The sequence below is a fragment of the Terrabacter sp. 05T424 genome (assembly GCF_056396225.1).
Window position 1 is genome coordinate 50,130 of record NZ_JBFTLB010000004.1, and the last position, 17,712, is coordinate 67,841.

The following is a 17,712-nucleotide window of genomic DNA, read 5'->3' on the forward strand; positions in this document are numbered from 1 at the left end:
TCGAGTTGGCCGGGGGGGTCAGTGACGTTTCGAGAGTTCCTCAGCGTGCTGGGCGCTCGGTGGCGGATCATCGCGCTGAGCCTGCTCGTCGTGGTTGCCGCGACGGCTGTCCAGACGATGCTCACGCCTGCCGTCTACACGTCGAGCGCCAAGATCTACCTGCGCGCGACGCAGCCGCCCAGTGTCGGCACGAACAACCAGGTCACCACGTATGCCGTGTCCGCAGCCGACCTCGCGACCTACCTCGACGTGCTGACCTCACCGTCGGTCATGGACCCCCTGCGCGCCCGGCTCGGGCTCGACCCGAACGCTCCGCTGTCGGTGTCGGGCGAGGTGTCGCAGACCTCCAACATGATGACCATCACCGCCACGGGCGGCGACCCCCAGCTCGTGGCGCGCGTCGCCACCGAGGCGGGTCCGGTGCTGGCCGACGTGGCCAAGAAGTTCTCGCCGCTGCTCGCCTCGAACGGGCAGTCGGTCGAGGCCGACACCATCGTGCCGGCCTCGGTGCCGGGCGAGCCCACCTCGCCCAACGCCAAGCGCAACCTCGCGCTGGGCGGGCTGCTCGGCCTCGCCCTAGGCATCGGCCTCGCGCTGCTGCGCCACACCCTCGACACGAAGGTGCGCACGGCTGACGACATCAAGGCCGTGTCCAGCCGACCGATCCTCGGCGACCTGCCGGTCGTGAAGTCGGTGAAGGACGGCCTGCTCTCGCTCGAGAGCGACCCGCACGGCCGTCACGCCGAGTCGATCCGGCGGCTGCGCACCAACATCCTCTTCGTCGACGTCACGACCGGCGGCCACTCGTTCGTCGTGACGTCGTCGGTCCCGGGCGAGGGCAAGACGACGACCACGATCAACCTGGCGCTGGCCATGGCCGACGCCTCGTCCAAGGTGCTGCTCATCGACGGCGACCTGCGCAAGCCCGCGGTCGCGCGCACCATGGGGCTCGACGGATCCTTCGGTCTCACAACGCTGCTGCTGGGCCAGGCCGCCCCCGAGGACGTCATCCAGCGCTGGCGTGAGACGTCCCTGTACGTGCTGCCGGCAGGCCCCGTGCCACCCAACCCGAGTGAGCTGCTGGGCTCCGAGCCGATGGAGGCGCTCTTCGGCAAGCTGTCGCACGACTACGACTTCATCCTCGTCGACAGCCCGCCGGTGGTCCCCGTCGTCGACGCAGTGCTCATCAACAAGCTGACCCACGGGCTCATCATGGTCGTCTCCGCCGAGCGCACGAAGAAGCGTGACCTCGCCAGCGCCGTGCAGTCGCTCGAGACGGTCGACGCCCCGGTGGCCGGCTTCGCGCTCAACATGGTGTCGGCGAGCTCGTCGGTCGCCCACCGCTACGGCTACTACGGCCAGGGCTCCGAGGGCGAGCGCAAGCCCAGCCGACGCGAACGCCGACGCAGCCACCGCGAGAGCCGGCACGCCTGACGGGTGTCGCGACGGGCGCGCCTCGCCGGTCCCTGACGTTCAGGCGCGTCGAGACTCCTCGTCGGGCAGCCCCTCACCCGTCTCGCGCTGCAGCAGCCCGCGCTCGCACAGGTCGTCGACGAACGACTCGACGTCGGCCGCGATGTCTGCCTCCACCTGGCCGACCGCACCGGCGACCCGGGCAACCCATCCGGCAGCCGACTCGCCCGTGGCCTCGCTCCAGATGACGGCGGCCGCGCCCTCGAGGACGACGAGCGGCCCCGCGGGCAGGCTTGCCACGTAGACGGTCTGGCCGTCGTCGCCGACAGTGACACCGGCGTCGTCGGACACGCGGAAGGCGGCGGTCACCGGCCGGCCCCAGCGCGACGTCCCAGGACCTCACGCACGCCCCGCGCCGGGCGGCCGAAGAACTCGGCGACGACCTCGCGCCTTGTGACGGGTCGACCGCGCACCAGGGTCAGGTGCTCGACGTTGACCAGCACCGAGCGAGCCGCCACGACGGCCGAGGCACGCAGGCCGCGCGCTGCCCGCACCCGGGCGCGCCACTCCTCCCAGCGGGTGCCGCCGCGCGAGGCCACGCGCCAGAGGTCGTATGCCGGGTCGTGACGGTGGTCGTCGAGGGTGCCGGTGATGACGGAGAAGCCGAGCCCGGCGTCCAGGCGCTCGACCCAGTCGAGGATGCGCTTCCGCTGGTCGTCGTCGGCGGTGGTCCAGACCGACTCGATGTCGTGCAGGCCCTTCGGGTCGCCGCCACCCCGGGCGGCATGCAGCAGCAGGAGCACCGCCTGGGCGTCCCGCGGGGGCACCGCGCACTCGAGGCCGCCGAGCACCGTGGTGTGCCGCTGCGCCCACAGGGTCTCGAAGGCCTCCCCCGGCGTCGGCCCGACCCCGGGGTAGATGCGATGCAGGTCGAGCAGCCCGAAGTCCCTGTGGCGCAAGGTCGCCGAGTGCTCGAACGACGAGCCGTAGGCGAACGAGTTGATGAGCTCCCAGTCGTGGCGGCGCAGCTCGTCGAGCAGCGCCCCGACGTGGTCGGGACGAGCGAGCACGTCTGCGTCGGAGTAGCCGCGGCCCGGCACGAGAGTCGGCTCGAGGGCGGCGCCCTTGACGTGCAGAAGGTCCAGGCCGAGGCGGTCTGCCACCCACTGCGCGGAGGCATGGGCGAACCCGATGCGGACCTCCAGAGGCACTGTCGCCGGGGCGGCGGAGTCCTCTGTCGTCTCCTGGGCTGCCATCGCGAACCCCTTTAGACTGCAGAGGGACTGGTCGATCGCACCCTAACAGCCCAGGTGGAGGCGCCGATGCTGCGACGTGATCGCCTCCGTTGGGCGTTGGCCGCTGCTGCCAGTGCGTGCGCCTTCGCTGTCACCGGCCTCGTCAGCATCCGAACCGGCTGGGGTGTCGAACTCGACGGGGCCGTCGACTCCTGGGTGCTCAACGAGCTGCCCGAGAGCCTTCGCCTGCTCCTGAGCGATGCGGCCCGCCCGCTCGTCATCGTGCTGCTCACGCCGGTGGTCATCGCCCTGGCCCTGCTGGCGCTGGCGCGGGGAGCCTGGCGTCGTGCCGTCGCAGGCCTGCTCATTCCCGCCGCCGCGACGGCCGCGGCCCTGGGGCTGCCGCTGCAGAACGTGCTCGGGACCGGCACCGACGCCTTTCCCTCACACCACGCGGCGGCCGGCATCGGCCTGCTCGTGGGGCTGGGCGTGGTCTGGCCACGGCCCGTCGGCAGACGCTGGCTCGTCGCCCTCGGAGTGCTCGGCTTCCTGGTCGCCCTCGGCAACGTGTCGTGGCACGCCCACCAGCCTCGCGACGTCGTCGGCAGCGCCCTGGTCGTGGCCTTCGTGGCCGCCTGCACCTTCGCCTTGCTCGGCGGGGACAGCCCGAACCTCGCACCGACCATGGAGGTGCCGAGCCGCAGGATGCCCGAGCGGGAACCCTCGTCCTGACGTCAGGCGGACACCGAGCGCCAGACGCGGGCGTGGCCCTCGGCGCTCGCCTCCCAGGTGAACCGTCGTGCCCGCTCGAGTCCCCGGCGGGCCATCGCCTCGACCGCGGGCCCCCCGGACAGCACGTCGAGCACGCCGTCCGCGAGCGCCGGCCCGGTGGGTTCGACGAGCAGCCCGCCGTCACCGACGACCTCGGGCAGCGAGGAACGGTCGGACGCGACGACGGGCACACCGGTGGCCATGCCCTCCAGGGCCGGCAGGCCGAACCCCTCGACGAGGGAAGGGACGACGACGGCAGAGGCTGCGGCATACAGCCCCGGCAGCAGCTCGTCGGCGACCCGGCCGACGAGACGGACCCCGGGCAGCGACGCGAACAGTTCGCTGCGGCGTGGGTGCGGTGGACCGGCAAGCACGAGCGTCACGTCGGGTCGGGCGGCGTGCACCCGCGGCCACGCCTCGGCCAGGGCCGCGAGGTTCTTGCGCTCGGAGGCGCCGCCGGCGGTGAGGACGTAGGGCCCGGTCACGTCGAGACGGGCCAGCGCGTCGGCGGAGAGCGGGTCGGCGCCGAAGTAGCGCGCCTCGACGCCGTTCGGCACGACGACGGGGTCGGCCAGCCCGAGCAGGTCGACGGCCTCGGCCGCCGTGAAGGCGGACACGCAGACCAGCGCGGCGGCGCGCCTCAGCTCCTCGGCGGCCGCCCTGACCGGAGCGGACTCGTCGGCGTAGCGCCACGCCACGACGTCGTGGAGCGTGACCACCTCGTGCGGCGCCGGCGGCAGCTCGAGGCCCATGCGATGCACGAGCCCGCCCCCGGCGTACGCCAGTCGTCCCGCCGCGGCGCGCGCCCGCGGTGACGCTCCGGCGAGCCAACCCATCGGCAGGCGAAGGCTGCCCGGCAGTGACGAGCGCAGCGACCGTGTCACGACGTGCCGCACGTCCCACCGCTCGCCGGGCCCGGACAGGCCCGCGAGCGCCGCCGGTGCCCGGGAGATGACATGCCGTTCGTACGCCTGAGCACCCATGGGCACAGCGGTGGCCGTCGTCACGATCGAGAGCCGGGGCACGCGGGGTCCTTGCGTCGGAGTTCGGGACGGGGCTGCCCTCGCATCGTAGATTGAGACCGCACGCGTGCCGCCGGACCACGCGCAGACGACGGGGAGGAGTCGCGGTGGGTCGTCGCGTCGCGCTCGTCACGTCGTCGTACCACCCGCACCTCGGCGGGGTGGAGTCGCACGTGCGGCACGTCGCGTGCGAGCTGCGCGCCCTGGGCACCGAGGTCGAGGTCTGGACCGTCGACCGCGGCGACGAGCCGGGCACGAGTCCCGGCGTCACCGAGCTCGACGGCACGGTCGTGCGCCACCTCCCGACGCCGATGCCGGCGCGGTCGGCCGGTGCGCTCGCGAGCTTCGTCGCCGCCGCGCCCCGCGCGTGGCTGTCGTGGCGGACTGCCTTCCGCAGCTTCAGGCCCGAGGTGCTGCACGTGCAGTGCTTCGGACCCAACGGGCCGTATGCCGCCGCGCTGGCCAGGCGCACCGGCACCCCTCTCGTGCTCTCGGCCCACGGCGAGACCTTCATGGACGACCACGACGTCTTCGGCTCCTCCGCCCTCATGCGGGAGTCGCTGCGCCGCACCATCGTGTCAGCGGCGGTCACGACCGGCTGCTCGGAGCAGGTGTTGGACGACCTGCGCGCACGCTTCGGGCTCAGCGGCGGCGTGGTCGTCCCGAACGGCGTCGGTCCGGCCCCGGCCACCCCAGCCGAGGGAGCTGCCCCAGAGGATGCCGGGCTGCCCGACGGACCTGTGGTGTTCGGGGTCGGGCGGCTCGAGACGACCAAGGGCTTCGACCTGCTCGTCGAGGCGGTGGCTGCCCTGGACGCCGACCTCTCACCGATCCTCGTCATCGGCGGCGTCGGCTCCCAACGCGACGCGCTCCGCATTCTCGGCGAGCGGCTGGGACTCGGCGAGCGCCTGCGGCTCGCCGGGCCGCTGGACGAGGCGGGCGTGCACGGCTGGATGACGCGTGCCGACGTGGTCGTCATGCCGAGCCGCCAGGAAGCCTTCGGCATCGTCGCCCTCGAGGCCTGGCGCGCGGGAACGCCTTTGGTGGCAACGTCTTTGGGAGGTCCGGCCTCCTTTGTGACCGACGGCGTGGACGGCATCCTCGTCGACCCGGTCAACACCGCGGCCCTCGCGCACGCCCTCGAGAGGCTGCTGCGTGACCCTTCCCGGCGTGCCGCACTCGGGGCGGCCGGAGCCGAGTCCGCCACGCGCTTCACGTGGGAAGCCGTTGCTCGGGCCTACGTGACCCTGCACGACGTCGCCCTCTCTAGAGCGGCGAGCGGTCCTCCGGACGGGCCGTGAGCAGACCGAGCAGCGGCACGCCGAGACGACGGGCCGGGGCGGGGATCCCCCTCGTGACGGCGTCGGAGTCCGCAGGTGTCAGACCCGACCGTGTCACGCGGAGCACCACCACGTAGAGCACCCCACCGGCCACCGCGGCGCCCACCGCCTCCAGCCACGGGTTGCCCTGCGCGACGTGGGTGGCGAGGAGCAGCAGCCCGGCGAGGACCGCTCCGACGAAGCACGGAAGGGCGTCGCGCAGCGCGAGGCGCACGGTGATGCCCAGTCCTCGCAGCTCGGAACGCGCGAGCAGGAGCAGGCTGGTCATGGACCCGCCGATGTTCGCGATGACGGCACCCCAGATGCCCATCGGAGGGATGAGCGCCACGGCGAGGACGACGTCGACGACGAGCGCCACCGAGGTGGCCTTGAGCATCTCCCCGGCCGAGAGCCGGGCCGAGACGAACGCCACGACCGGGCCGCCCACCGTCACGAAGCCGGCAGCGACGCCGAGCGCGACGACGACCGGTCCGGCCTCGGCGAACTCCTGGCCGTAGAGCACCGGCACGAGCACCGCGAGCGGCACGACGGCGACCGCCTCGACGACGCCGACGACCGTGGCACCGGACCGCATCACGCGCCGGAAGGCGGGACGGACGGCCGGTGCGTCGACCTCGAGCAGGCCGGAGATGGCGGGAACGAGCGGTCCGACGAAGGCCTGGGCCGGCGCGAAGACGTGCCCGGCGAGCCCGAACGCGAGGGCGAAGACTCCGACGGCCGCAGGCGTCGCGAGCCAGTTCATCAGGAAGATCTCGCTGCGCGACATGACGAGGCCACCGATGACGCCGGCCACTCCCACCGGAAGCGCGTAGCGCCAGAACCCGGTCGGCATCCCGACCGGCAGCGCCGGCCTGAGCACCGCGCGCCGGTAGGACGCCGAGATCGGGATCAGACACAGGGCGACGGCCACACCTGTGACGATCAGGCGGGTCGTCCAGACCGCGTCGGGGGTGCGTGCCAGGAGCACGACGGCGACCACTGCGGCCTGGGTCGCCAACGACGTGACGAGGGCGATCTTGGCGCCGTCGGCGGTCTTGTTCTCGATGGCGAGGCACGCGACCGCGCCGTCGAGGGCCGCGGGGAAGACGATGCCGAAGACGACGGCGATGACGAGTGCCCCGGCAGGGACGTCGGCGAAGAGCAGGACGACGACAGAGAGCACCGGCGCCACGATGAGCAGCCGGAAGCCCTGTGACTGCGAAAGGAGCCTGGCCACTGCGTCGGTGCGTCCCGCGGCGTGTGCCTTGGCACCGAACTGCACCACGGCAGAACCGAACCCGGCGGTCAGGACGCGCGCCACGACCTCCATGAGGGCCGTGAGGAACGCGAGCCGGCCGTAGTCGGCGGCACCCAGCACGCGCGCCATGAGGAGGTTGACGAGGAACGCCACGGGGATGGCGATGAAGGTGTGCACGACGGTCCAGACCGCCCCGCGCACCGCACTGTCCTGCAGGCCCCCGCGGCTCAGCGCCCCGGTCGGCTGCTCACTCCCCTTCACGACACACCCCGTTCCCCCGGTCGAGCGCGTCCATCAAGGTCGCGCTGCGCTCCGAGTGGACCTTACGACAGAACGGCGAGCCGGATGCCCGGATCTCGTCGAGGTCGTCCAGCGTGAAGGTGCGCGTCGAGTCCGCCGCGGGCTCCCACACGGAGTACGACACGGGGATCGGGGCCACCGGCGACCCGGCGCCCGCCAGGACGGTCTGCAGAGCCGACTCGTCGGGGATGACGGACCGCTCGTAGACCTGTCGCAGTGCCGTGCCGGGGGCCAGGGCACGGAGCACGAGATCCAGGTGGTCCCTGTCGACGGCCAGCCACTGGGACCCGAGCTGGAAGCGCACGGCTGGTGCCGGCATACGCCGCCTGACTCCCACGTGGACGCCGCGCCCCCGGTCGACGAGGCGTAGTGCCAGGAGCGGTTCCGCCCGGTGCGCGAGCGCCCTCGCAGCTCGGGCTGACGCACCGCCGCGACGCAGGGACCGGGTCAGCCACCGGCTCGCGAACCAGCGGTAGGTGTAGCGCGTGAGCTCGTCGTCGCCGGCACCGTGCCGGCTGCCCCAGGCCGGGGCATAGTGCAACGGTCTGGCCGTGCCCTGCCAGCCCCCGCCGCGGGCCAGCAGGTCGCGCTCCCACGCCCCGAGAGGACTCACCGGGTAGCACTGACCCGACACCAGCACGACGAGATCTGGGTCGACCGTGTCGCGAGCGGTGCGCATCGCCTCGAGGGTCACCTCGACGAGCTCCCACGAACCCCAGTCGGTGGCCCGTCCGTGGGTGCGGACGCGGACCCGCTCGTCGTCGATGACGGGAGCCGGGTGGTGCCGGTCGTCGTGCGTGACGAACACCGATGCCTCGGGACTGGAGGTGAGGATGGCTCGGGCGAGGCGGGCGACCTGGTCGGGCTGCGTGTGGCTGAGGACGACGTACGCGGCTGGCACGGTCAGGGCCGTTTGGGTCGCCGGTCGCCGAGGCGGGTGCGGATGGCCGCAGTGGTGCCCACGGCGAGCCCACCGAACGCGGCCGACGCGTGGAGCGCCCTGCCGCCGACGGTTCTCACCCGCTGTCGCGGGGTGCGGCCGCCGGCGACGACCGCCTTCGCGCCGTCGACGAGGATGTCGCCCACCTGCCGCAGCGCCGTCCCGTAGTAGCGGCGCAGGATCGGCGCGTCCATGCCGAAGGCGTGGGACAGGAGCACGATGTGGTTGCGGTTGCCGTAGAAGGTGTAGCGCACGTCGAAGCGGCGCCCCCGGGTGTAGGGCGCCGCCACGTGCTCGACGAGGGCCGTCGGCGTGTAGACGACGCGATGACCGGCCCGGCCGAGCCGGAGCATGATGTCGCTCTCCTCGCGCAGGCAGGTGCCGGGGAAGAGGTCGACGATGCCACCGATCCCCTCGAGGGCCGACCGGCGCACCGACATGTTCGCGCCGAGCACGTGGTCGACGTCGAGGTCGCGGCCGGTGTCGGCGGCGAAGTTGCCGGTCAGCGTGCCGTCGGGCAGCAGCCGGCCGACGGCGTCGTGCCCCTCGTGCTCCTCGCCCGGCCGCCCGTTGCTGGCCCGGCCGCCGACGGCGCCGACCGACGGGTCGGCGTAGCGGGCCAGAATGTTCTCGAGCCAGTCGGGCTCGGCGTACGCGTCGTCGTCGATGAACGCCACGATGTCGGACCGCGTCTCGGCCACGCCGATGGCACGTGAGGTCGCGAGAGTGCCGGGGCCGGCGTCGTTGCGGATGTAGCGCACGCCCGGGAAGTCGGCGACGACGTCGGCCGTCAGGCGGTGAGGTGACGAGTCGACGACGACGATCTCGTCGGGTGTGTGCGACTGGCGAGCAAGGTGCTGCAAGCAGATTCGCACGTTGTCCGGGCGGTTGAAGGTCGCGACGACGACGTCGACCGACAGGGACGGGGCCTCAGGCATGGGCCGAGTATCGCAACCGGATCGGCCTCGCGGGGCGGGACCGGAGAATCCCGTTCGTCCCGGTCAGAGCTCCCAGCCCGCCTCGGCGAGCCCCTGCTCGAGCAGGTCGGCCGACCCGTCCCACGTGTAGCGCGCGGCGTTGCGCCGCCCGGCCTCGACGAGCGCAGAGCGACGAGCCGCGTCCGAGGCGATCTCGCGCACCGCCTCGACGACCTGCAGCGGCTCGGAGGCGTCGCACAGCACAGCGCCCTCGCCCGCCACCTCGGCCATCGGCCCGGCACGCAGCGCGACCACCGGGCACCCGAGCCGCTGCGCCTCGACGACCGGGATGCCGAAACCCTCGTAGAGGGAAGGGAACACGAGCACGGTCGCCGTGCCGTAGAGCCATGCCAGCTCGTCGTCGGACAGCCGACCGGCGAAGGTCGCATGGCTCCAGCGCGCCGGCCCAGCGTCCGCGAAGACCCGGTTGCCGCCCCTCGCGCCCACGACGACCGAGCGGATCCCGGCCTCGTCCAGAGCATCGAGCGCCGGCACGAGGTTCTTGTGGCGGGCAAACGTCCCGACGCACAGCACCCACGGAGTCCCGTCGGCGAGCTGGTCCTCGACGCCACCGAGGTCGGGCGACGACGCCGTGAAGCGGTCGACGTGGTCGCTGCCGTTCGGCACCACGCTGACGCGCTCCGGCGCCAGACCGAGAACGGCCTGCAGCTCACCGGCACTGAACGACGACACGGTCAGCACCCGCACGGCCCGCCGGGCCAGCACGCGGTACATCGTCCGGTACCAGGTGCGGAAGCCGCGGCTGTAGGTCTCGGGGTGTCGGAAGACCGAGACGTCGTGCAGCGTCGCGACCTGGCGCCGAGCGAGCACCGGGGCCGGTCCGCCGAGGCTGAGCAGCAGGTCGCGGCGCGCGAGCCAGGGCAGCACGACCTGCTCGAAGACCTGCCCGGTCGCGCGCGACTCGCGCACCCGGGCGGCACCCGCGATCGCGTCGGGCACGTGAGTTCCCTTGGGCACGTGGACGACCACGCGGTCGCCGTGCCGGGCGGCGAGACGCGTCACCAGCTCGAGGGCGTAGCGCTGGGTGCCGGTCGTGGCCTGGGACAGGAATCTGCCGTTCACCGCCAGCACGGCGCCACTCTGGCTCAGACTGAGGCTCGGCACCTGCCCGAATGTAGCGTCCGTCCTCACCGGATCGGAGACCATGACCGATCGACCGCGCGTCGCGATCGCGCACGACTACCTCACCCAGCGCGGCGGCGCCGAGCGGGTGGTCCTCGCGCTGCACCGCGCATTCCCCGACGCGCCGATCCACACGACGCTCTACGACCCCGACGGCACCTACCCCGAGTTCCGCGACGCCCACGTCGTGGTCTCCCCCATCGACCGGCTGCTTCCCCTGCGCCGCAGGCACCGCGCCGCGCTGCCCCTGCTGCCGTATGCCGTCTCGCGCCTTCCCGTCGACGCCGACGTCGTCGTCGCGTCGAGCTCCGGCTGGGCGCACGGCGTCCCGGCGACCGGCCGCAAGCTCGTCTACTGCCACGCGCCCGCGCGGTGGCTCTACCAGGCCGAGGCCTACCTCGGGGGGCCCGCGAACCGGTCGCTCCAGGGGCACGGCCTCACGCTGCTCAGTGGCTGGCTGCGCCGGTGGGACCGGCGGGCGGCCGCGTCGGCGGACCGCTACCTCGCGAACTCGACGGTGGTCGGCGAACGCATCACGGCGGCATACGGGATCGACGCGGAGGTCGTGCCGCCGCCCTACGGCATCGACGCCCACGACCCGCAGGCGCCGGTGGACCCACTCGCCGACTGGGCGGACGACGGCTTCCTGCTCGTCGTCTCGCGCCTGCTCCCCTACAAGAACGTCGATGTCGCGATCGATGCGGTGCGTGGCCTCGACGAGCGCCTCGTCGTGGTCGGCTCGGGGCCGCTCGCGGCACAGCTGCGGGCAGCAGCCCCCGACAACGTGCGGATCCTCAGCGACCTGACCGACGCTGAGCTGCGGTGGACCTACGCCCACGCGCGCACCCTGCTCGCCCCGAGCCTCGAGGACTTCGGCCTGACGCCGCTCGAGGCAGCGGCCTTCGGGGTGCCGACCCTGGCCCTGCACGGTGGTGGCTACCTCGACACGATCGACGAGGGCGTCAACGGCACCTTCTTCGAGGAGCCGACGGTGGCGTGCGTCGCGGCCGCGGTCGTCGCGAACCGCGAACGACGATGGGACGCCGCCGCCATCCGGGAGCACGCGGCCCACTTCTCGGAGGCGCGTTTTCACGAACGCATGCGCCGGGAGGTCGATCTGCTCCTACGATGACGCGAGCTGGACGCTGGGCCGGGACGCGGGGGCGTGGTCCACCCAGCGGGGTGAAGGGGGATCGATGGAGGGCACGAGTGCGCCGACACCGGCGCAGGCGGTCACGGCGGCGCCGGCCGTTCCTGTCGCCACGCGCCGGCTCGCGTACGTCGACACGCTGCGCGGCTTCGCAGCCCTCTGGGTCTTCCTGCTGCACATCCACGGCTACTGGCTCGACAACGTGCGGCCGCCGAAGCTCTCGGGCGACGGGTTGCTCGTGCGCGTCATGGGCTTCGGCGGTGCCGGCGTCGACATCTTCATCGTGCTCTCGGGCTTCTGCCTCACGCTGCCGCTGATCCGCGACGGCAGGGTGCGGCGGCTCGACCCCCGTCGGTTCTTCCGCCGTCGCGCCTACCGGCTGCTGCCGGCCTACTACGCCGCCGTCATTCTCGTCATGGGCCTGGAGCTCGTGCCCGCCCTGCGGGAGCGACTCGTCGCGCGGGACCTCACGCAGTTCGACGTGTGGACGCACCTGACCCTGACCTTTCCCTTCTTCGGCGACACTCTCGGGGCGGTCAACGGGTCGCTGTGGTCGATCTCGCTCGAGGCCACGCTCTACCTCGGCTTCCCGCTCCTCTTGCTGGTCCACCGGCGGTGGGGCCTGCGCGGCGTCATGGTGACCACCGGCGGCGTCGCGCTGGTGTGGGCGGTGTTCGGCCTGTGGTGGGCGGGGCAGGTCCACCCCGCCGGACTCGTCCCCTCGACCGACAAGCTCTTCCCGGCGCGCTGGTTCCAGTTCGCGCTCGGCCTGTGGGCGGCGACGCTCGTGCGCTCGCCGCGCCCCGAGCATCGCTTGCGTGCTGCGGTCGCGCTGCCCCTCGCGCTCGCAGTCGGCCTGATTGGGTATGCCGCCGGGTGGGGTCCGGCGAGCGCCTTGGGTTTCGGGGTGGTCGCGGTGTGCCTGCTCGTGCTGCTGGCGCACGTGCCTGCCCGGCGATTCGAGGCGGGCCCGTTGCGGTGGCTGACGGCGCTGGGCGTCATCTCCTACAGCTTCTACCTGCTGCACCAGCCGGTCCTGCTGCTGACGGCGGGCCTCGCGCAGTTCGGCGAGTGGGGCCTGGGCCTGACGACCCTGGTCGCGCTCGGCGTCGCGGGCACCACGACGGTGCTGGTCGCCGCCGTGTTCTACCACTTCATCGAGAAGCCGTTCCTGATCCGGGGCAGCATGCGCACCGTCGTGCGCGACTCGTCAGTCGACACGCCCGGCGGGTCGGCTAGCGGATCGCGTTGACGACGAGCACCCACGCCACGACCGGCGCCCCGACCGCGAGGATGATCGCCAGCACCCGCAGGGCGGCCGCGTGCGAGTACACCTTCGCGATGACCGCCGCGGCGATGCCCACGGCGAAGACGCCGAGCGAGTAGTTCGCGAACCGGGCGCTCAGCTCGACGATCTCGGGCGACTTCGTGATGTTGGCGATGGTGGCGGCCTTGCCGACCGGTCCCCATGGCGCGGGCAGCGGCACCTGGGCGAGCAGGAACACCGCCACGCCGATCACGTCGGTGCGCAGGAACGAGGTGCGGCGCGCCGAGGCCTGACTGCGGCTGCGCACCGACGGCACGACCACGGGGGCGGGCGGGGTCAGCGCGCGCGGCAGGGTCAGGAAGAGCCCCGGGAGGCCGGCGAGCACGGCGAGGAGGCCGGCATACAGCTTCGGGCGGCCGTCGGAGGCGAAGGCGAAGACCGTGACGAGCGGTTCGGTCGCCCGCATGAGGACCCAGACCCAGGCCACGAAGAGCACCGCGCCGCCGGTGACGAGGGGAACGTCCGAGTTGATCCGTCGTCTTCGTCCTCCAGTCACGGCCGTCAGTGTAAGCGGCAGTGGGGGCACGTCCTGACACCTACACTGGCCGCAATGGACGGCACCCGCGAACGAGACACCGACCTGTTCGAACGAGACCAGGTCGGCGCCAGCGACGGCTCCGGCTGGGGTGGCGGCGGACGCGGTGACGACGGCGGAGGCGGTGACGACGGCTCGGACGGCAGGCCGACCCGCCGCGAGAAGCGCCGCAACCGCAAGGTGCTCGTGGTCGCGCTCGTGCTGCTGCTCGTGCCGGTGCTCGCGGTCGGCGGCTACCTGGCGTGGCTCAACCACATCGTCACGAACAACGTGAAGCAGGAGCTGCTGCTGCCCGACTCCGCCGGCAGCGGCGCCCTGCCGACCGACAAGAACGGCGACGTCGTCACGCAGCCGGCGGGCAACGGCACCAACTACCTCATCATCGGCAACGATGCCGGGCCCGGGCGCGAGGGCGCCCGCTCCGACGTCATGGTGCTGGTCCACGTGCCCGACGACCACTCCAAGGTCACGCTCATCCACTTCCCGCGTGACCTCTACGTCTCGATCCCCGGCAAGGGCAAGAACAAGCTCAACGCGGCGTACGCGTTCGGCGGGTCGCCGCTGCTCGTGACCACCATGCAGAACATGCTCGGCATCCGCATCGACCACGTGGCGATGCTCGGCTTCGAGGGCTTCAAGGCGATGACCGACGCGGTCGGCGGTGTCGACGTCAACGTCGAGGAGGCGTCCACCGGCGACGGCAAGGTCTTCAAGAAGGGCGTCATGCACATGGACGGCGAGACCGCCCTCGTCTTCGTGCGGCAGCGCCACCAGCTGAGCGAGGGCGACATCTCCCGTGGCCAGCGCCAGCTGGCGTTCATCAAGGGCCTCATGCTCAAGACGCTGAGCAAGGACGTGCTGACCAACCCGATCCGGCTCAAGGACTTCGCCGATGCCGCGACGAGCAACCTCACGGTCGACCAGAAGCTCGACGTCGGCGTGATGCGCTCCGAGGCCTTCGCGATGCGGGGCCTGCGCGGCAGCGACATCCGCTTCATCACGGCGCCGTTCACCGGCTTCGGCACGAGCCCGGCGGGCGCCTCGATCGACATCGTCGACGAGGTGAAGATGGACGAGCTCGGCAAGGCCATCCGCGACAACGCGCTCGACTCCTACAAGTAGGCCCAAGAGCGAATCGCCTTGCGGGCAGGGGCTGTCCGAGGTCGAGTCAGACGGCTGGCGGTCGCAGCGCGTCGGCGACGACACCGACCTGCGACTCGATTTCGTGCGACATCCGGTCATATGCCTCAGGTCCGCGCCCGTATGGGTCGTGGATGTCCGATTCGTCGGCCGTCCGGGCGGGGTTGAGCCCTCGGCGTCCCCGGGCGAGGTCGGCGACGACCGCGGCCCACGGCATACCTGCTGGGGCGGTGCGGGCCTCGGCAGCGAGGTCGGCGTCACGCACGAGGTCGGCGAGCTCGCCGAGCGTGAAGGTCTTGCGCAGGGCGCCCGGGTGCAGTGCGACGGCGTCGCCGCGGTGCGCCTGGGTCGCGGTGACGACGATGTCGGCCTCGTCGAGCATCGCGGGCACGAGCTGGCGGGAGGCGAAGCCGGCTGTGTCGGCGCCGACGGCCGCGAGCGCGGCCGACGACCCGGGCTCGATGTCCGCCCCGACGAGGGCGCGGGTGCCGGCGCTCTCGACGACGGCGTCGGTGCCGGCGAGGAGCTGGCGCAGGCGTCGCTCGAGGTAGGGCGAGCGGCACACGTTTCCGGTGCAGATGACGAGGATGCGCCCGATTGGGGTCATCGCGCCATCTCGGCCAGACGGCCGGTAAAAGAAAGGCAGGCCTCGTACGTCGGCAGCAGTCCGGTCTCAATGGCCTCGGCGAGGGAGGGCGCGACGGTGTCCTTGGGCGAGAGCAGTGGCGACAGGCCGGCGGGCAGCACAAGTCCGATCTGGGGGTCGAGCGGGTCGATGCCGTGCTCGGCGGTGGGGTTGTAGACGCTCGAGCAGAGGTAGTGCGACGTGGTGCCGTCCTCCAGCGCAACGAACGCGTGACCGAGTCCCTCGGAGAGGTAGACGGCCCGACGGTCCACACTGTCCAGCAGGACCGAGTCCCACTCCCCGAAGGTCGGCGACCCGACGCGCAGGTCGATAGCGAAGTCGATGAGGCTGCCGGCGACGCAGGTGATGTATTTCGCCTGCCCAACGGGCACGTCGGCGAAGTGGATGCCGCGGAGCGTGCCGCGCGACGACACCGACACGTTCGTCTGGAGCACCTCCAGGGAATGACCGACGACCTCGGCCAGGTGGTCCGCGCGGAACGACTCGAGGAACACCCCCCGGTCGTCGCGGAACTGTCTCGGGGTCACCTCGAAGGCTCCCTCGATGCGCAGTGGTCGGATGTCCATCAGATTCTCTCCCGGGCTTCGGCGAGCAGGGTGTGCAGGTAGAGGCCGTAGCCGCTCTTGGCCTGCTCATCAGCGTGTTTGGTCAGGCCGGCGTCGTCGAGCCACCCGTTGCGCCAGGCGACCTCCTCGACACAGCCGATCTTGAGCCCCTGCCGCTCCTCGACTACGTGGACGTACTGGCTGGCCTCCATGAGGCCCGAGAACGTGCCGGTGTCGAACCAGGCGGTGCCGCGCGGGAGCGGCGTGACGGTGAGGTCGCCGCGCCGGAGGTAGGCGTCGTTGACGGAAGTGATCTCGAGCTCGCCCCGCTCGCTGGGCACGAGGTTGCGGGCGATGTCGACGACGTCGTTGTCGTAGAAGTAGAGGCCGGGCACGGCGTAGTTCGACTTGGGACGGGCGGGCTTCTCCTCGATCGAGAGCACCGTGCCGTCCTTGTCGAACTCCACGACGCCGTACGCGCGGGCGTCGGCGACGCGGTAGGCGAAAACGTGTCCGCCGACGACCTCGGTGTTGTTCTTGAGCGCGAGCCCGAGCCCGGGCCCGAAGAAGATGTTGTCGCCGAGCACGAGGGCAACGCTGTCGCCGCCGATGAAGTCGGCTCCGAGGATGAACGCTTGGGCGAGTCCGTCGGGACTCGGCTGGACGGCATACGTGATCGACATGCCCCACTGGGAGCCGTCACCGAGCAGCCGGCGGAACGCATCGGCGTCGTCGGGGGTGGTGATGACGAGGACCTCACGGATGCCGGCCATCATGAGCGTCGCCAGCGGGTAGTAGACCATCGGCTTGTCGTAGACGGGCATCAGCTGCTTGCTGATGCCACGGGTGATCGGATGCAGCCGCGTGCCGCTCCCCCCGGCCAGGATGATCCCCTTCATGGTGGGTCAGCCTAAGTGCATATTGAGAAGAGGATTGACAAGCGTCCAGATCAGCCGGTTTTGGCCCAAGATGCGAGGTTGGCACCCGCACGCCACGTCGTGCCTGCCACGCTGAGCCAGCCCGCTGACTCGACGACGCTGAGTGACACGCGTCCGCCGGTGGTGGCGGCATCGGTCGCGACGCACGCGACCTTCGACGCTGAGCGGCTCGAGACGCGGGCGACCTCGACGCCGGAGCACTCGCCGGTGACGCGGGCGACGTAGGCCGTAGGGCCGGCCTTCTCGGCGCGGACGCTGAGCGCGAGGGCGCCGTCGACGGCAGCCGCCTGGCTCCAGCCCGCGCCGCCGTTGGTCGAGCGCATCAGCTGGCCGCCTGCGCAGAGCGCGTAGGCGCTTGAGGCGCTGGCGCGCGCGACGTCGACGACCGCGGCGGTGCCACACGGTCGGGCGTCGGTGCGCTGCGGGGTGATGACGGTCTGGGGTGACGCGCCACCGGGCGTGCGGGACCAGCCGCCCTCGACCGCCCTCGGCCCGCGCCAGGTCTTGCCCTCGTCGTCCGTCGGGTACTCCCCCACGGCGCAGCCGGTTCGCGCGGCGATGACGAAGCCGCGGCCCGACTCGCCGACGGGCTGCACGCGGCCGAGAGCGCCGGTGGGGGCGGCCCGCTTGGTCCACGTCTTGCCGCCGTCGTCGGTCATCTGGATGGAGGCGCCGCCGCCGGCGCAGGTGCCGAGCACCGCACGCCACGCGCGCGTAGCGCTCGCCGCCACGATGACCTCGCTGACGGGCTGGACCGCCGCCTTCCTGGTCGGCTCGGCCGCCGGCGTCGGGGTGCCGATCGAGGTGGCTGCCGCACTGGTCGGGGGGACTGCGCCGGCCTTGTCGGGGCGGAAGGCGAGCACCACCAGGAGGGCGTCGACGACGAGCAGGGCGAGCAGGCCTCCCAAGGCCAGCCGCCCCACGGACTTGTCCGTCAGCCACCGAATCACGGGGGCCACTCTACGGACAGGTTGGACGAATGCGGCGCAACTGGGTGCCTCGGCATAGGATGCGCGGGAGGGGCCGTGTCGAAATGTCCGATGTCCATGCTAG

Annotated in this window: 18 protein-coding genes; 6 read left to right on the forward strand and 12 right to left on the reverse strand. The window is 72.1% G+C overall.

Annotated elements, in window-relative coordinates; all coding sequences use genetic code 11:
- Positions 1-21: 21 nt before the first annotated feature.
- Entirely contained in the window at positions 22-1,434 is a 1,413-nt protein-coding gene (locus AC1DE0_RS10830; protein WP_478100230.1) for a tyrosine-protein kinase domain-containing protein, read from the forward strand.
- A gap of 39 nt (positions 1,435-1,473) precedes the next feature.
- Here the strand turns inward: AC1DE0_RS10830 and AC1DE0_RS10835 are convergent, their stop codons facing one another.
- Both AC1DE0_RS10835 and AC1DE0_RS10840 read right to left on the reverse strand, forming a co-directional pair.
- On the reverse strand, positions 1,474-1,782 hold the full coding sequence (locus AC1DE0_RS10835; protein ID WP_478100232.1) for a PqqD family peptide modification chaperone: 309 nt from the start codon (positions 1,780-1,782) through the stop codon (positions 1,474-1,476).
- Positions 1,779-2,669, reverse strand: coding sequence for a nucleotidyltransferase family protein (locus AC1DE0_RS10840; protein ID WP_478100236.1), 891 nt, complete (start codon positions 2,667-2,669; stop codon positions 1,779-1,781). The genes AC1DE0_RS10835 and AC1DE0_RS10840 overlap by 4 nt, the downstream gene beginning before the upstream one ends.
- 66 nt (positions 2,670-2,735) lie before the next feature.
- On the opposite strand from AC1DE0_RS10840, the gene AC1DE0_RS10845 reads away from it, so the two are divergent.
- Complete coding sequence (locus AC1DE0_RS10845) at positions 2,736-3,380, forward strand: phosphatase PAP2 family protein (RefSeq protein WP_478100240.1); 645 nt, start codon at positions 2,736-2,738, stop codon at positions 3,378-3,380.
- Positions 3,381-3,382: 2 nt separating this feature from the next.
- Here AC1DE0_RS10845 and AC1DE0_RS10850 read toward each other — a convergent pair whose 3' ends face one another.
- On the reverse strand, positions 3,383-4,444 hold the full coding sequence (locus AC1DE0_RS10850; protein WP_478100243.1) for a glycosyltransferase family 4 protein: 1,062 nt from the start codon (positions 4,442-4,444) through the stop codon (positions 3,383-3,385).
- A gap of 104 nt (positions 4,445-4,548) precedes the next feature.
- Here AC1DE0_RS10850 and AC1DE0_RS10855 point away from each other — a divergent pair, with 104 nt between their 5' ends.
- Positions 4,549-5,742, forward strand: coding sequence for a glycosyltransferase family 4 protein (locus AC1DE0_RS10855; RefSeq protein ID WP_478100245.1), 1,194 nt, complete (start codon positions 4,549-4,551; stop codon positions 5,740-5,742).
- Here AC1DE0_RS10855 and AC1DE0_RS10860 read toward each other — a convergent pair.
- The 4 genes from AC1DE0_RS10860 to AC1DE0_RS10875 form a co-directional block, all read right to left on the reverse strand.
- Positions 5,708-7,279 carry a lipopolysaccharide biosynthesis protein gene (locus AC1DE0_RS10860; RefSeq protein ID WP_478100247.1) on the reverse strand — a complete coding sequence of 524 codons (1,572 nt, stop codon included), beginning with the start codon at positions 7,277-7,279 and terminating at the stop codon, positions 5,708-5,710. The genes AC1DE0_RS10855 and AC1DE0_RS10860 overlap by 35 nt on opposite strands.
- The gene (locus AC1DE0_RS10865; RefSeq protein ID WP_478100251.1) at positions 7,266-8,219 is read right to left on the reverse strand and encodes a core-2/I-branching beta-1,6-N-acetylglucosaminyltransferase family protein; all 954 of its coding nucleotides are present in this window, start codon (positions 8,217-8,219) and stop codon (positions 7,266-7,268) included. Before AC1DE0_RS10865 ends, AC1DE0_RS10860 begins: the two co-directional genes overlap by 14 nt.
- A gap of 2 nt (positions 8,220-8,221) precedes the next feature.
- Positions 8,222-9,196: a glycosyltransferase family 2 protein gene (locus AC1DE0_RS10870; protein ID WP_478100253.1), complete on the reverse strand. Its 975-nt coding sequence runs from the start codon at positions 9,194-9,196 to the stop codon at positions 8,222-8,224.
- A 63-nt stretch (positions 9,197-9,259) separates the two neighbouring features.
- On the reverse strand, positions 9,260-10,360 hold the full coding sequence (locus AC1DE0_RS10875; RefSeq protein WP_478100255.1) for a glycosyltransferase family 4 protein: 1,101 nt from the start codon (positions 10,358-10,360) through the stop codon (positions 9,260-9,262).
- Positions 10,361-10,400: 40 nt separating this feature from the next.
- Here AC1DE0_RS10875 and AC1DE0_RS10880 point away from each other — a divergent pair, with 40 nt between their 5' ends.
- On the forward strand, positions 10,401-11,510 hold the full coding sequence (locus AC1DE0_RS10880; protein ID WP_478100257.1) for a glycosyltransferase: 1,110 nt from the start codon (positions 10,401-10,403) through the stop codon (positions 11,508-11,510).
- Between the two features lie 64 nt (positions 11,511-11,574).
- Positions 11,575-12,780 carry an acyltransferase family protein gene (locus tag AC1DE0_RS10885; RefSeq protein WP_478100260.1) on the forward strand — a complete coding sequence of 402 codons (1,206 nt, stop codon included), beginning with the start codon at positions 11,575-11,577 and terminating at the stop codon, positions 12,778-12,780.
- On the opposite strand, the gene AC1DE0_RS10890 is transcribed toward AC1DE0_RS10885, so the two are convergent.
- Positions 12,764-13,351, reverse strand: coding sequence for a hypothetical protein (locus AC1DE0_RS10890; protein ID WP_478100262.1), 588 nt, complete (start codon positions 13,349-13,351; stop codon positions 12,764-12,766). The genes AC1DE0_RS10885 and AC1DE0_RS10890 overlap by 17 nt on opposite strands.
- 54 nt (positions 13,352-13,405) lie before the next feature.
- On the opposite strand from AC1DE0_RS10890, the gene AC1DE0_RS10895 reads away from it, so the two are divergent.
- Positions 13,406-14,512, forward strand: coding sequence for an LCP family protein (locus AC1DE0_RS10895; protein ID WP_478100264.1), 1,107 nt, complete (start codon positions 13,406-13,408; stop codon positions 14,510-14,512).
- A 46-nt stretch (positions 14,513-14,558) separates the two neighbouring features.
- Here the strand turns inward: AC1DE0_RS10895 and AC1DE0_RS10900 are convergent, their stop codons facing one another.
- Genes AC1DE0_RS10900 through AC1DE0_RS10915 form a run of 4 tightly spaced genes read right to left on the reverse strand, consistent with a single transcriptional unit; the run spans position 14,559 to position 17,609 of the window.
- The gene (locus AC1DE0_RS10900) at positions 14,559-15,137 is read right to left on the reverse strand and encodes an arsenate reductase/protein-tyrosine-phosphatase family protein (protein ID WP_478100266.1); all 579 of its coding nucleotides are present in this window, start codon (positions 15,135-15,137) and stop codon (positions 14,559-14,561) included.
- On the reverse strand, positions 15,134-15,742 hold the full coding sequence (locus AC1DE0_RS10905; RefSeq protein ID WP_478100268.1) for a dTDP-4-dehydrorhamnose 3,5-epimerase family protein: 609 nt from the start codon (positions 15,740-15,742) through the stop codon (positions 15,134-15,136). The genes AC1DE0_RS10900 and AC1DE0_RS10905 overlap by 4 nt, the downstream gene beginning before the upstream one ends.
- Complete coding sequence (gene rfbA / locus AC1DE0_RS10910; RefSeq protein WP_478100270.1) at positions 15,742-16,620, reverse strand: glucose-1-phosphate thymidylyltransferase RfbA; 879 nt, start codon at positions 16,618-16,620, stop codon at positions 15,742-15,744. Before rfbA ends, AC1DE0_RS10905 begins: the two co-directional genes overlap by 1 nt.
- Before the next feature lie 50 nt (positions 16,621-16,670).
- Positions 16,671-17,609: a hypothetical protein gene (locus AC1DE0_RS10915; protein ID WP_478100272.1), complete on the reverse strand. Its 939-nt coding sequence runs from the start codon at positions 17,607-17,609 to the stop codon at positions 16,671-16,673.
- Positions 17,610-17,712 lie beyond the last annotated feature (103 nt).